Genomic DNA, 14,245 nt, shown 5'->3' with positions numbered 1-14,245 from the left:
ACCATGCCGAAGATCGACGAATCCCGTCCGTTCCTGCCCGTCAACATCGCGGTCATGACCGTGTCCGACACGCGCACGCCCGCCGACGACCGTTCGGGCGACGCGCTGGCGGAGCGGCTGGCCGGCGCCGGCCACCGGCTGGGCGCCCGCGCCATCGTGAAGGATGACGTCGCCGCCATCCGCGCCCAGGTCCAGGCCTGGATCGCCGATCCGGAGATCGACGTGGTGCTGACCACCGGCGGCACCGGCGTGACCGGCCGCGACGTCACGCCGGAAGCGGTGGAGGCCCTGTTCGACAAGGCGATCCCCGGCTTCGGGGAGCTGTTCCGCCAGCTCAGCTACGCCAAGGTCGGCACCTCGACGATCCAGAGCCGGGCGACCGGCGGGGTCGCCAACGGCACCTACATCTTCGCCCTCCCCGGCTCGCCCAGCGCCTGCCGCGACGCCTGGGACGACATCCTGGTCTTCCAACTCGACAACCGGCACCGCCCCTGCAACCTCGTCGAACTGATGCCGCGCCTGCGCGAGCATCAGGTGTGACCGACACCACCGGTCTGTTCGGCGCGCTGACGCGGCTGCCGGCCTTCGCCGGTCTGCCCTCGGAAGCGCTGGAGCCGATGCCGCGCCGCGGCGTGGCGCACGACCATGTGCGGCTGGCGGGGAAGGGCCTGGTCGCCCGCGTCCCGCGCTGGAGCCAGCTCGGGCTCGACCCCTTCGCCAATCTGGAGCAGCAGGCCACCGCCTTCCGCCGCGCCGCCCCCGGCGGCCACACGCCGGAGCTTGCCGCCGTCCTGCCGCCGGGGCCGGAGCTGCCCATGGGCGCCCTGGTGGTCACGGAGATCGTCGGCCGCCCGCCGCGCCTGCCGGGCGACATGCCGGCCATCGCGCGGGCGCTCGCCGCCCTGCACGCCCTGCCCCTGCCGCCGGACGACGCGCGTGCGCCCCTGCCCGCCCCCGCCGACCCGGTGGCGGCGACCCTGGCCCAGGTGGAGCGGCAGGCGGTGTGGTTCGAGCGCGCCGGGCTGGCGCCGGACGCCCTCGCCCTACTCGAGCGGGAACTCGACGACGCCCGCGCCTTCCGCGGCACGGCGCCGCTCGCGGTCACGCTGGTCGGCAGCGATGTCCATCCCGGCAATTTCCTGATCGACGCCGCCGGCAAGGCGTGGTTCACCGACCTGGAGAAGGCCCAGTACGGCCACCCGGCCATCGACCTCGCCCACGCCAGCCTCTACACCTCGACCAAGTGGGAGCGGGAGGTCGCGGCGGTCCTGGCCACCGACGAGGTCGCGGCGTTCCACGCGGCCTGGGAGGCGGCGGTGCCGCCCGCGCTGGCCGAGACGGTGCGCCCGTGGCGCCGGCCCTTGCGCCGGCTGACCTGGCTGCGCACCTTGTCCTGGATGGCCCGCTGGCGGGTGGAGGGCGCCGCCCTGTCGCCGGACATGCCGGAGTCGCTGGCGGCCCACATGGACGCCCACGCGGTCGACGTCCTGCGTCCGGAGATCATCCGGCGGGTCGCCGCCGAGTGGCGTTGACCGGAGGGCGCCGGGCGGCCGAGACATGCGATGGCTCGGCCCGCAGCGTGTTAACCCTTGCCGGCGGTTGGTGCTAGACTAAGGGTTCGAGCCTCAGGCTTTCCCGATCCAGACTCCGTAGGCGTGCAGGTGGACGCGGCATGATGACATTCCGATTTGTGCGGGCCCGATTTGGTCGGACGGCGTTTGGCGCCCTGCTCCTCTCCTCGGCGGGCCTCCTGCCGGCCGGCCACGCCGCCGCCGCGGCCCCGGCAACGACGGAGCGCCCGTCGCTGACCTCGGCGACCGGCAGCTATCTGGCCGGGCGCTTCGCCCAGCGCCAGGACGATTGGGCAGCCGCCGCCCTGTTCATGGCGCACGCCCTGTCCGCCGACCCCGGCGACCTGACGCTGCTGCGCCGCACCTACCTGCTGAAGCTGGGCGAGGGGCAGTTCGACGCCGCCATCGACCTCGCCAAGCGGCTGCTGGAGCAGGACAACGACCCGCAGATGGCCATCGCCCTGCTGGCCTCGGACAATCTGGCCCGCGGCAAGCTGAAGGAGGCCAAGGCCATGGCCGCGCGCATGCCCAAGGAAGGCATGGCGAAATACATCGGCCCGCTGATCGACGCCTGGCTGGCCGCCGCGGAGGGCAAGACCGACGCGGCGCTGAAGGCGCTGGAGCCGCTGTCCGCCGCCAGCGGCTTCGCCGCCCTGCATGACCTGCACGCCGGTCTGGTGCTGGAGCTGGGCGGGCGCAAGGACGCCGCCGCGGAGCGCTTCGCCCGCGTGCTCGATAAGGAGGCGCCGCTGCGCGTCATCCAGATCGTCGGCAGCTTCTACGAGCGCACCGGCCGCAAGGACGAGGCCCGCAAGCTCTACGAGTCCTTCCGCGCCGGCAACCCCGACAGCCTGATGGTCGAGCCGGCGCTGAAGGCGCTGGACGAGGGCAAGACCGCCGCCCCGGTGGTGTCCGACGCCAAGCAGGGGCTGGCGGAGGCCCTGTTCGACCTGGGCAGCGCCATCCACCACGAGGGGGCAGAGGAGACCGCCCTGCTGTTCGGGCGGATCGCCCTGCATCTGCGTCCCGACCTGTCACTGGCGCGGCTGATGATCGGCGACATCATGGAGAACCGCGACCACCACAGCGACGCGCTGGTCGAGTTCCAGGCGCTGGAGACCGACCCGGTGCTGGGCTGGACCGCCCGGCTGCGCGCCGCCGAGAGCCTCGCCCGGCTGGAGCGCACCGACGACGCCATCGCCGCCTTCTCCGCGCTGTCCGCCGAGCGTCCCGAGCGGACCGACGCGCTGATTCGGCTGGGCGACCTGTACCGCGTCGCCAAGCGCTACGGCGAGGCCGCCGACAGCTACAGCAAGGCGCTGGAGCGCATCGGCACGCCGGAGGAGCGGCATTGGGCGGTGCTCTACGCCCGCGCCATGTCCTACGACAAGGTGGACCGCTGGCCGGACGCCGAGCGCGACCTGCGGGCGGCGCTGGCGCTGAAGCCGGACGAGGCCTTCCTGCTGAACTATCTGGGCTACAGCTACGTCGACCGCGGGCTGAACCTGGAGGAGGCCAAAAAGATGATCGAGAAGGCCGTCGCCCTGCGCCCCAAGGACGGCTACATCGTCGACAGCCTCGGTTGGGCGCTCTACCGCACCGGCGATTTCGAAGGGGCGGTGGAAAAGCTGGAGCGCGCGGTGGAGCTGAAGCCGACCGACTCCACCATCAACGACCATCTGGGCGACGCGTATTGGCGCGTCGGGCGCCGCAACGAGGCCCGCTTCCAATGGACCCGCGCGCTCCGCACCGCGGAGGAGGAGCCGCAGAAGGAGGACATCCGGGCCAAGCTGGACAAGGGACTGGTGGACCCCAAGGCCGCCGAGGCGGCGCCGCCGAAGGCTCCGTAAGGCCCGACCCGGCCGCCACCCCGGACAACGGGCCATTGTTCCCTTTACGTTCCCTCTTGCCGCGGCTATCCTGTCCCCATGGACGAGATACCGCGGCAAGCATTGAAAGGACGGGGGGCGATCAGCAACATGGCCTCCCGCTACGAGCGGGAGACGCGGGTGCTGGCCGACGACGGCTGGGGCGGGAACGAGGCGGTGACGGAGACCGTCCCGACCCAGGTCTTCGACGACACCGCCCGCTCGGTCCTGTCAAAGAACACGTCGCCCGACGTGATCTTCGAACGGTCGGTGAACCCCTACCGGGGCTGCGAGCACGCCTGCATCTATTGCTTCGCCCGGCCGACCCACGCCTATCTCGGCCTGTCGCCGGGGCTGGATTTCGAGACGAAGATTTTCCGCAAGGCCCGTGTGGCGGAGCTTCTGGCGGCGGAGCTGAGGGCCAAGTCCTACCACTGCCAGCCGCTGGCGCTCGGCGCCAACACCGATCCCTACCAGCCCGTCGAGCGGGAGCAGCGCATCACCCGCGCCGTGCTGGAGGTCTGCCGCGACTTCAACCAGCCGGTGATGATCATCACCAAGTCGGCGCTGGTCCTGCGCGACCTCGACATCCTGGCGCCGATGGCGGCCAAGGGGCTGGTCAACGTCGCGCTGTCGGTCACCACGCTCGACCGCGACCTCGCCCGCCGGATGGAGCCGCGGGCCAGCACGCCCGCCCGGCGCCTCGCCGCCATGCGTGAGCTGACGGCGGCCGGCGTGCCGGTGGCGGTGCTGGCCAGCCCGATGATCCCGGGGCTCACCGACCATGAGATGGAAGCCATCCTGACCGCGGCGGCGGAGGCCGGGGCGACGCAGGCCAACTACATCCTGCTGCGCCTGCCGCTGGAGATCAAAGACCTGTTCGAGGAGTGGCTGCGCGAGCACGCGCCCAACCGCGCCGAACGGGTGCTCAGCCTGATCCGCCAGTGCCGCGAGGGAAACTTGTACCAATCGCAGTTCGGCAGCCGCATGAAGGGCTCCGGCCCGGTGGCGGAGCTGCTGTCGAAGCGGTTCAAGCTGGCCTGCCGGCGCCTCGGCCTCAACGCCCGCGACGCCGCCCTCAATTGCGCCGACTTCAAGCCCCCTCCGGCGCGGGGCGAGCAGTTGACGATGTTTTGACCGTTCCGTCCTGCACAGGAGCCATCCGGCCCGCTCCGAGTTGATCGGCCGGCCGTGGCTGGGCTACCTTCGGCCGCCTGAACACGCCCGCAAGGGGGTCGATAATCCGGGTTGCGGTTCGAAGATTGAGGGAGAGGGTAATGGCCACGATCGGTGAAATCTTGGCCAAGGCCTTCGCCGATCATCGCGCCGGCCGCGTTTCCGAGGCGGCGGTTCTCTATCGCCGCATCATGGAAGCCGACCCGGCGAACCCCAACGCCGTGTATCTGCTCGGCATGGCCGCGTGGCAGACCGGCTGGCCGGCCGCGGGCCTGCCCCTGATCGGGCGGGCGCTCCGGCTCAATCCCGGCTGGATCGAGGCGCGCGCCAACCGGGCGATCATGCTGGACAAGGCCGGCGATTCCGCGGGGGCCATGGCCGACTGGCGGCGGCTGACCCTCTTCGATCCGGCCCACCCGCAGGCTTGGCGCAACCTCGGCGACGCTTTCCAGGCAAAGGGCGATGCCGGTACGCCGCAAGCCGTTCAAGCGCTGCGCCGTGCCGCCCGCCTCGATCCCGGTCTGGCCGAGGTCCATCACGATCTGGGGGTGGTTTTCCGTCGCGCCGGCCAACTCGACGAGGCGGTGGACAGCTTGGTCCGCGCCATCGCGGTCAAGGCCGATCTGGCGCCCGCCCACATGAATCTGGGCAACACCCTGCTCGAACGCGGCGGCGACGATGCGGCACGGGCCAGCCTGCGGCGCGCGCTGGCGCTCAGCCCGGCCAGCCCGGATTACTGGTACAATGTCGGCAACGCCCTGTACGCCCACGGCGATCCGCAACGGGCGCTGAACGCCTACCGGCGGTCGGCGCGGCTTGGGCTCGGGCTCGCCCATCTGCGGGTGGCGACGGTGCTGAGCGATCTGGGCCGGCTGGCCGAGGCCGAAGGCGAATTGATCGCAAGCCTGCCGATCCCCGGCGTCGATGTCTCCCTCAGCATCGAGCTGCTGAGCAACCTCTTCCTGCGCGGCAACCGGCTGGCCGAGGGGCGGGCGTTCTTCACCCGGCTGGCCTCGGCGCCGCTCAGCGGCGTGACCTATCGCGGGGAATGCCTGACCGCGCTCGCCGCGCTCGACCTGCGGGACGGCGCCCCCGGGACCGCCCGCGACCGGCTGGCGGCGGTTCGCGGGGACAACGGCTGGTTCTTCACCGTGAAGTCGCTCGCCGCCTTGCGCGCGACCCTGGCCGATCAGGGGCTTCAGCTGGTCCGCCCGGCCTCCGTGGGGGCGGACGGCGGGCACCGGCCACCGCGCGTGACCTCCTCGTCCCTGGCCACCCGGGGCCGCTTCGCCCACACCGTCCTGGAATACATCCTGGTCCGGCTCTACGCCGAGAAGCACGGCTTCGTGCTGGAAACTCCCGACTGGGTGGGCGGCGCCTTCTTCGAGCTGAACGATCCGCCGCAGAGCGGTCCGCTGCCGCCGCTGCTGTTCGCCCGCCGCACCCTCAACGATCTGGTCAGCGGCGCCACGGAACGGGCGCCGATCGCCAACCGCGACATCCTCTCGCCCCTGTTCCTGTTCGAGCACAAGCGGGACTACCGGCAGCGGGTCCAGTCCTGGCTGAGGCCGCGCCGGGTCTGGGACCCGCAACTCGCCCCGGCGGTCGAGCGGTTGCGGGCGGCGGGGAACACGGTGGTCGCGCTCCACATCCGGCGCGGCGACTTCGTGACGTCCAACTACCCGATCACCGAGACCGCCTGGTACGTCGACTGGCTGCGCGACTGGTGGCCGCGTCTCGACCGGCCGGTGCTCTATCTGGCCAGCGACGACGTCCCGGCGGTCCGGCACGCCTTCGCGGAGTTCCACCCCCTGACCCGGGCCGACGTCGTGGAGGAATGGGTTGGGCTGGACTTCCTCCAGGACTTCCACGTGCTGATGAACGCCGACGTGGTCGGCACCAGCGCCGCCAGCGGCTTCAGCGTCCTTGCCGCCCGACTCAACACCCGCGCCCGCCTGTTCGTCGAGCCGGACGTCGCTGCCCGCCGCATCCGGCCCTTCGAACCCTGGACTCCTTGATGTTTACGCCCTGACGCCCTTGCGCGACGGGTTACGGGCGGGACCGCGCGAGGGCCTGTAGAGCGGCGCGGACGCGGCCGACGACGGGCGCCCAGTCGCCGCGCCGGTCCTGGCGGAACAGGCGCATGGTCGGGTACCACGGCGTGCACATCCCCTGGTCCAGCCAGCGCCAGTCGGGGGCGAAGGGCAGCACCGTCCAGACCGGGCGGCCGAGCGCTCCGGCCAAATGGGCCGGCCCCGTGCAGGAGCTGATGACGAGGTCGAGGTTTTCCATGATCGCCGCGGTGTCGGCGAAGTCCGAAATCTCATCGCCGAGGTCGGTGAAGGACGGCGGCAGCGGCCCGCAGGTCTCCAGGTCCTGCCGTCCCGCCCCCTTCTGCAGGCCGAAGACCTCGACGCCCGGAACGTCCAGCAGTGGAAGGAACGCCTTCAGGCGCGGCGAACGGATGCGGTCGGCCTTGAAGCCGGGGTTTCCCGCCCACACCAGCCCCACCCGAAGCCTCTCCCGCGGCCCCGTGCGCGGACCCGGCGACCCCAGGCGCGTCGCCCAGCGTGTCACCAGCTCCGGCTCGGCGCGCAGATAGGGGGTGTCGGCGGGAATCGTGTAGAGCATGGTGCCGAGCCGGTGCGGCAGGCTGGCCAGGGCGTCGTGCGTGTCGTGCGGCGGCGGCGGGTCGAACCGGCTGACCACGCCCTCGATGCCCGGCATGGCGGAGAGCAGACGGACGAGCTGGCTGTTGCACTCGATGACGACGCGCACACCCCGCGCCTGGAGCTGCGGGGCGAAGCGGGCGAACATGATGGTGTCGCCCACCCCCTGCTCGTCATGGACCAGCAGGGTCCGGCCGGTGAGGTCGGAGCCGTCCCAGGGGGGTGAGGCGAAGCTGCGCCGGGGCGACGGGAAGTCGGCCATGCGCGAGCGCCATTCATACTCGGCGAACCCCTCCTCCAACTCGCCCTTGATGAGAAGCGCGAAGCTCAGCGCGGTGTGCGCCTCCGCCAGGGCGGGGTCGAGCCGGACCGCGGACCGCGTCAGGGCGATCATCTCGTCGATCCGCATCAGGTCGCGGGCCGCCAGCCCGAGGTTGAGATGGGTGTGCGCGGCGTCCGGCTGCATCGCGATGGATTGCCGGAAGCAGGCCACCGCCTCGTCGAGCCGCCCGAGATCCTGGAGCGTGACGCCGAGATTGTTGAGGACGCCGGGATCACCCGGCGCGAAGCCGAGCGCGCAGCGGTAGTAGCGCACCGCCTCCTCGGCCCGGCCGAGACGGCGGTGGGCCATGCCCAGGTTGGCGTAGGCGGCGACCGAAGACGGCGTCCTGCCGAGGAGGACCATCAGCTCCTCGATCGCCGCCTCGGCGCGGCCGTCCAGGATGAGCGCCTGCGCGAGCAGAAGCCGCTGGTCGGTCAGTTGGGGCTTGAGGCGCAGCAGCCGGCGCAGCGCGGTCGCGGCGTCACCGTGCCGGCCCTGGTCCGACAGCACGTTCGCGACGTTGTTGAGCGCGTCGGCGGAGCCGGCGTCCAGCACCAGGGCGCGCCGGCAGCAGGCCACGGCCTCGTCGCGCCGGCCGAGGCGGCGCAGCGCGCTGGCGAGGTTGGAGAAGCCGGCCGCGTTGTCGGGGGCGGAGCGGATGGCCTGCCTCATCCACTCCACGGCCTCGCCCGCCCGGCCGGCCTGAAGCGCCAGCGCACCCAGCAGATGCAGGGCGCCGGGATGACGGGGATGGTCGGCGAGCACCCGCCGGTAGGCGCCTTCCGCTTCGGCCAGCCGACCGGCCCCGTGATGGGCGAGCCCCGCCGCGACGAGCGCGGCCGGATCGGGTCGATCAAGGGTGGCTTTGGTCGGGAAGGCCATGCGTCCGTGCTGTGTCGATGCGTTCCGGAGGAGCCGGCCGCGCGCCGGCCGAGCCCCGGCCTGGGACGGCAGAATAGCAGAACGCGGACGCCGATCCACAGCGCGCGCCGCGGGGCCGGCCGCTCGATTCCGCTGGAACGCGCCGCGCAGTTGTCGCACCTTCCCGAAGGGCGAAATCGCCCGCTGCCGGACAGCGACGGGAAAGGGTGAGGATGGGGGCGTGCCGAGACAGCCGCGATCGTCGAGGGCTTGATCCCGGTCGTTGCCCGCGGCTCCCGATGCCCGGCGGCCCGTCCGTTTCGCGGGGTGCGGCATGACGGTTGACGTCGCGGAGGCGGCGGAGGCGCGGAGCTTCGCCGCCGCCCTGGCCCATCATCAGGCCGGCCGGCTCGACGCCGCCGAGACGGCTTACCGGGCGATCCTGCGCGACGATCCCGGACACGCCCACGCCAACAACAATCTGGCTATCCTTCTGCGCGGCATGGGCCGGAATGAGGAGGCCGCCGCCTGCTACCGCCTAGCCGTCGCGGCGCTGCCGGACGACGCGCCGATCCGCAGCAACCTGTCCTGCGCGCTGACCGACCTCGACCGGACGGCGGAAGCGCTGGCGACGGTGCGCGTGGCGCTGTCGCTGAGCCCGGACTACACCGACGCCTGGTTCAACGCCGGCAACCTCCTGAAGTCCACCGGCCAGCCCGACCGGGCGCTCACCGCCTACCGCCGGGCGGTGCGGCTGAAGCCCGGCATGGGCGGGGCGCACAGCAACATGGCCGACCTGTTCCGGGACCGCGGGGAGTTCGAGCCGCGCCGTGGACGGCTACCGGGCGGCGATCCGGGCGCAGCCCGACCTGCCGCAACCCGTCGTCAACCTCGGCGAGGCGCTGAAGGAGCAGGGGCGGATCGCCGAGGCCATCGCGACCTTCCAGGACGGGACCGAGCGTTTTCCCGATCTGGCCCTGCTGCACTCCAACCTGCTGCTCGCCCTGCATTACACGCCCTGGGTGCCGCCCGAGGTCGTCGCCCGCGCCCACGCGCACTGGAACGAACGGCACGCCCGGCCGCTGATGCCGCGGGACCGGCGGTTCGCCAACGACCGCGCCCCGGACCGCCGGTTGCGGGTGGGCTACGTCTCGCCCGATTTCCGCGCCCATGCCTGCGCCCATTTCATCGAACCGCTGCTGCGCACGCACGACCGCGGCGCGGTCGAGATCGTCTGCTACGCCACCTCGGACCATCACGACGCGGTGACCGACCGCCTGATGAGTCTGGCCGACGGCTGGCGGTCGCTGGAGGCCCTGGACGACGCGGCGGCCGCCGCGCTGGTCGGGCGCGACCGCATCGACATCCTGGTCGATCTGGCCGGCCACACGGCGCGCGCCCGACCGCTGCTGTTCGCCCGCAAGCCGGCCCCGGTCCAGGTCGCGTGGCTGGGCTATCCCGACACCACCGGCATGCCGGCGATCGACCACCGCCTGACCGACGCGGTCGCCGATCCGCCGGGCCCGACCGACTCCTGGCACGCCGAGCGGCTGGTCCGCCTGCCCAGGGGCTTTCTCGCCTTCCAGCCCTTGCGCGCCGCCGCCGCGGGCGAGGAACCTCCGGCGCTGGCCAACGGCTTCGTGACCTTCGGGTCGTTCAACAACGCCGCCAAGGTGACGCCGGAGGTGGTGCGGGTCTGGTCGGCCATCCTGACGCGCGTGCCGTCGGCCCGCCTGATCCTCAAGAGCCGCGCCTTCGACGACCCGCCGACGCGCGAACGCTATCTCCAGCGCTTTGCCGGCCACGGGGTGGACCCCGGCCGCGTCGACCTGCTTCCCCCGACGGGCGCCATCGACGACCATCTGCGGGCCTATGGCCGGATCGACATCGGCCTCGACCCGTTCCCGTACAACGGGACCACCACGACCTGCGAGGCGCTGTGGATGGGGGTGCCGGTGATCACGCTGGCCGGCGGCCACCACGTCGCGCGGGTCGGCGCCAGCCTGCTCACCCACTGCGGGCTGGCCGGGCTGATCGCCACGGACGAGGCCGGCTATGTCGAAACGGCCGTCGCCCTGGCCGGCGACACGGCGCGGCTGGTTGCGCTGCGCGGCGGCATGAGGGAGCGGATGGAGGGCTCGGCGCTCAACGACCACCGCGGCTTCGCGGCGTCGGTCGAGGCGGCCTACCGCGCGATGTGGCGGTCCTGGCTGGCGCGTGACGCGGAGGGGGCGCCTCCGGAACGCTGAGCGCGGGCCTTTTCACCGACTGGCCCCGTCACCGGCCGGTGCGGCGGCGGACCTCGTCGCGCAGAGCGTCCGCCGCCCGGACGAACACCGGGTCCCAGTCCTGGTCGGGGCCCTGGCGGAACAGGCGCATCGTCGGGTACCAGGGGGTGCGCTCGCCGGCAAAGCCGTAGACCCAGTAGGGGACGTGCTGCACGAGGTTCCAGACCGGCGTGCCGAGGGACCCGGCGAGGTGGGCCACCGAACTGTCGGTCATGATGACGAGGTCGAGCTGCTCCAGCATCGCCGCCGTGTCGGCGAAATCGTCCAGGTCGGGGCCGAGCGGAGTCACCAGATGACCGGCGACGCCGCTGTCGGCGAGTTCGGCTTCGGGCGGGCCTTTCTGAAGGCTGTAGAGCCGGACGCCGGGAACCTCGGCGAAGCGCAGGAAGCGGGCGAGGCTGGTGGCCCGCCGGCTGTTGTCGGCGAAGGTCACCCGCCCCGACCACACGATCCCGACGCGCAGCGTGCCGGGCGCGCGCGCCCCGAGCCGCCGGGCGGCCTTTTCGCGGGACGAGTCCGGAACGGCCAGGGTCACCGGCGGCGGGATCGAGGCCAGCGTGGTGCCGAACAGCCCGGGCAGGCTCATCTGCGACGCCTCGACGTCGAAGGCCGGCGGCGGCTCCCCCGGCGGCAGGACGGCGACGGCTCCCAATCCCGAAAGGACCCGGCGCAGCTCCGGATGGCATTCGTACAGCACCCGGCCGCGCTGCGCCGTGACCAGCGGCACGTAGCGCGCCGCCAGGATGGCGTCGCCGAACCCCTGCTCGGTGGACAGGAACAGCGTGCGCCCGTCCAGCGGGCCGCCGTTCCAGGCGCGGTCCGACGCCGGCCGGCCATGATAGGAGGCCAGCCCGTGACGGGCCTCGTAATCCGTGAAACCGTGGACGTAATCGCCGATCTGGAGGCGGGTCAGCGCCCGCTCCCACCGCAGCTCGGCCGTGCGGGTCCCGCCCGCCTCCGCCCGCCCGATCATCGCGAGCGTGTCCTTGAAGCGTCCCGCCTTGCGCAACGCCACGGCGTTGTTGAAGAGGAAGGCCGGAACGTCCGGTTCGAGGCGGAGCGCCTCCGCGTGCGCGGCCAGCGCCTCGTCGAAGCGACCGGCCTCCGCCAGGGCGTTGCCGAGGTTGCTCCAGATGCTGGCGGTGGCCGGAGCGACCTCCAGCCCCCGCCGGTGGCAGGCGATGGCGCCCTCCAGCTTTCCCGCGCGGCGGAGGAAATGGCCGAGCGTGCTCCAGGCGACACCGTCACGCGGATTGGCCGCGAGGGTGGCCTCCAGCGTGGTCGTGGCCTGTGCGTGGTCCATCCTCGGCTCCCTGGCGCGCCGTGGCCAAGGGGTGAGGCCACACTGCGTAGCATAGGCCCGGTTGAGCGCGCGGCTGTCAACCGCGCGCCGCGGCCGGTCAGTAGGACTTCGGCAGGTCCAGGACGTGCTCGGCGACGTAGGCCAGGATCAGGTTGGTGGAGACGGGCGCCACCTGATACAGCCGGGTCTCGCGGAACTTGCGCTCCACGTCGTACTCGCTGGCGAAGCCGAAGCCACCATGGAACTGCAGGCAGGCGTTCGCCGCCTCCCACGAGGCCTTGGCGGCGAGGTACTTCGCCATGTTGGCCTGCGCACCGCAGGGCTCTCCGGCGTCGTAGAGGCGGCAGGCCTCGAAGCGCATCAGGTTGGCGGCCTCCACCTCGATGAAGCTCTCGGCGATGGGGAACTGCACGCCCTGGTTCTGGGCGATCGGGCGGCCGAACACCTGACGGTCGCGGGTGTAGTCGCAGACCTTGTCGATGAACCAGTAGCCGTCGCCGATGCATTCCGCCGCGATCAGCACCCGTTCGGCGTTGAGGCCGGTCAGGATGTACTTGAAGCCCTGCCCTTCCTCGCCGATCAGGTTCTCCGCGGGGATTTCCAGATTGTCGAAGAACAGCTCGTTGGTCTCATGGTTGACCATGTTGCGGATGGGCTGGACCGTCATGCCCTTCTGCATCGCCTCCTTGATGTCGACGATGAAGATCGACATGCCCTCCGACTTCTTGCGCACCTGATCGAGCGGCGTGGTGCGGGCGAGCAGGATCATCAGGTCGGAATGCTGGACGCGGGAGATCCACACCTTCTGCCCGTTGATGACGTAGCGGTCGCCCTTCTTCTCCGCGCGGGTCTTGATGCGGGTGGTGTCGGTGCCGGTGGTCGGCTCGGTGACGCCCATCGACTGGAGGCGCAACTCGCCCGCCGCGATCTTCGGCAGGTAGCGGCGGCGCTGCTCCTCCGAGCCGTGCCGGACCAGCGTGTTCATGTTGTACATCTGGCCGTGGCAGGCACCGGAGTTGCCGCCCGAGCGGTTGATCTCCTCCATGATGACGGAGGCTTCGGTCAGGCCGAGGCCCGAGCCGCCGTATTCCTCCGGAATCAGGGCGGCCATCCAGCCAGCCTTGGTCAGCGCGTCCACGAATTCCTCGGGATAGCCGCGCTCCTCGTCGATGCGGCGATGGTACTCGCTGGGGAATTCGGCGCAGAGCGCGCGCACGGCGTCGCGGATCTCGTCGAAGCCCTGACCGATGCTGGTCTTCATGTCTCGTCACCCTGCTTTATTGATTGTTGCCGTGTTTCAGGCTTTGGGTTTCAGGCCGTGGGGGCGCTGCGCGCCAGGATGGCCTTCGCCCGCTCGGCGACCGGGCGGTCGACCATGCGCCCGTCCACCTGCACGGCGCCGCGCCCCGTCGCCTGGGCCTCGTCCCACGCCGCGACCACCCGCCCGGCCCAGGCCACGTCGGCGGCGGAGGGGGCGAAGACGTCGCGGACGACGGGCAGCTGGGCCGGGTGGATGCACAGCGCGCCGGTCATCCCGACGGCCCGCGCCTGCGCCACCATGGCGCGGTAGGCGTCGAGGTCGCGGAACTCGGCCAGCGAACCCGGCAGGCCGATCGCCGCGAGACCATGGGCGGCGGCGGCCAGCGCGATCTGGCGGCACGGCAGGGCGAGCAGCGCCTCGGTCGGCTCCACCCCCAGCGTCAGGGCGAAATCTTCGCTGCCGAGCGCCAGCGCCGCCACGCGCGGGACGGCGGCGATGTCGGTCAGCCGCTCCAGCCCCAGCGGACTTTCGATGAGGGCGACAAGGCCGATGGCGCCCGGCGTCAGGCCGCGCTCCGCCTCCCACTCCGCGATCATGGCGGAGAGGACGCGCAGCGCCCCGGCATCCTCGGCCTTGGGCACCACCAGGGCGGCCACGCCGGGACGGACCGCGGCCTCCAGATCGGCGACGGCGTCGCGCCAGCCGCTGTTGATCCGCACCAGCGCCGGCACGCCCAGCCCGTGCAGCCGGTCGATCGGCGCGGGGAGACCGCGGCGGGCCTCCGGCTTGCCGGCGGGCAGGACCGCGTCCTCAAGATCGAGGATGAGGGCGTCCGCCCCGCGCTGGTGGGCCTTTTCCAGCAGCTTCGCGTTGTCGGCGGGGACGAAGAGATAGGATCGGTACGGCAGGGACATCAGACACTTCCT

At 71.9% G+C, this 14,245-nt stretch carries 10 protein-coding genes and 1 pseudogene; 7 read left to right on the top strand and 4 right to left on the bottom strand.

Annotated elements, in window-relative coordinates; all coding sequences use genetic code 11:
* Positions 1–3: 3 nt before the first annotated feature.
* The 5 genes from moaB (at position 4) to ACWPN5_RS24900 (ending at position 6,633) form a co-directional block, all read left to right on the top strand.
* Positions 4–540 carry a molybdenum cofactor biosynthesis protein B gene (gene moaB / locus ACWPN5_RS24920; protein ID WP_014197702.1) on the top strand — a complete coding sequence of 179 codons (537 nt, stop codon included), beginning with the start codon at positions 4–6 and terminating at the stop codon, positions 538–540.
* Positions 537–1,532, top strand: coding sequence for an aminoglycoside phosphotransferase (locus tag ACWPN5_RS24915; RefSeq protein ID WP_145690189.1), 996 nt, complete (start codon positions 537–539; stop codon positions 1,530–1,532). Before moaB ends, ACWPN5_RS24915 begins: the two co-directional genes overlap by 4 nt.
* Before the next feature lie 140 nt (positions 1,533–1,672).
* Positions 1,673–3,421: a tetratricopeptide repeat protein gene (locus tag ACWPN5_RS24910; RefSeq protein ID WP_492297956.1), complete on the top strand. Its 1,749-nt coding sequence runs from the start codon at positions 1,673–1,675 to the stop codon at positions 3,419–3,421.
* A 78-nt stretch (positions 3,422–3,499) separates the two neighbouring features.
* Positions 3,500–4,576: a PA0069 family radical SAM protein gene (locus ACWPN5_RS24905; RefSeq protein WP_492297955.1), complete on the top strand. Its 1,077-nt coding sequence runs from the start codon at positions 3,500–3,502 to the stop codon at positions 4,574–4,576.
* Positions 4,577–4,716: 140 nt separating this feature from the next.
* Positions 4,717–6,633 carry a tetratricopeptide repeat protein gene (locus ACWPN5_RS24900; RefSeq protein WP_492297953.1) on the top strand — a complete coding sequence of 639 codons (1,917 nt, stop codon included), beginning with the start codon at positions 4,717–4,719 and terminating at the stop codon, positions 6,631–6,633.
* Between the two features lie 31 nt (positions 6,634–6,664).
* Here the strand turns inward: ACWPN5_RS24900 and ACWPN5_RS24895 are convergent, their stop codons facing one another.
* Positions 6,665–8,488, bottom strand: coding sequence for a tetratricopeptide repeat protein (locus ACWPN5_RS24895; RefSeq protein WP_492297951.1), 1,824 nt, complete (start codon positions 8,486–8,488; stop codon positions 6,665–6,667).
* A gap of 313 nt (positions 8,489–8,801) precedes the next feature.
* On the opposite strand from ACWPN5_RS24895, the pseudogene ACWPN5_RS24890 reads away from it, so the two are divergent.
* A pseudogene (locus ACWPN5_RS24890) lies at positions 8,802–9,188 on the top strand (tetratricopeptide repeat protein); the annotation flags it as partial.
* Positions 9,189–9,297: 109 nt separating this feature from the next.
* Complete coding sequence (locus tag ACWPN5_RS24885) at positions 9,298–10,716, top strand: O-linked N-acetylglucosamine transferase, SPINDLY family protein (RefSeq protein ID WP_492297949.1); 1,419 nt, start codon at positions 9,298–9,300, stop codon at positions 10,714–10,716.
* A gap of 28 nt (positions 10,717–10,744) precedes the next feature.
* Here ACWPN5_RS24885 and ACWPN5_RS24880 read toward each other — a convergent pair whose 3' ends face one another.
* From ACWPN5_RS24880 to ACWPN5_RS24870, 3 genes are all read right to left on the bottom strand, one after another.
* Positions 10,745–12,058 (bottom strand): tetratricopeptide repeat protein, encoded by a 1,314-nt coding sequence (locus tag ACWPN5_RS24880; RefSeq protein WP_492297947.1) that lies wholly within the window; start codon positions 12,056–12,058, stop codon positions 10,745–10,747.
* 97 nt (positions 12,059–12,155) lie between these two features.
* Entirely contained in the window at positions 12,156–13,319 is a 1,164-nt protein-coding gene (locus ACWPN5_RS24875; RefSeq protein ID WP_035676557.1) for an acyl-CoA dehydrogenase family protein, read from the bottom strand.
* 50 nt (positions 13,320–13,369) lie between these two features.
* Positions 13,370–14,233, bottom strand: coding sequence for an HpcH/HpaI aldolase/citrate lyase family protein (locus tag ACWPN5_RS24870; protein WP_492297946.1), 864 nt, complete (start codon positions 14,231–14,233; stop codon positions 13,370–13,372).
* Between the last annotated feature and the right edge of the window lie 12 nt (positions 14,234–14,245).

The organism is Azospirillum sp. UENF 211521, assembly GCF_058780535.1.
This window is presented reverse-complemented; position numbering and strand designations above follow the sequence as displayed.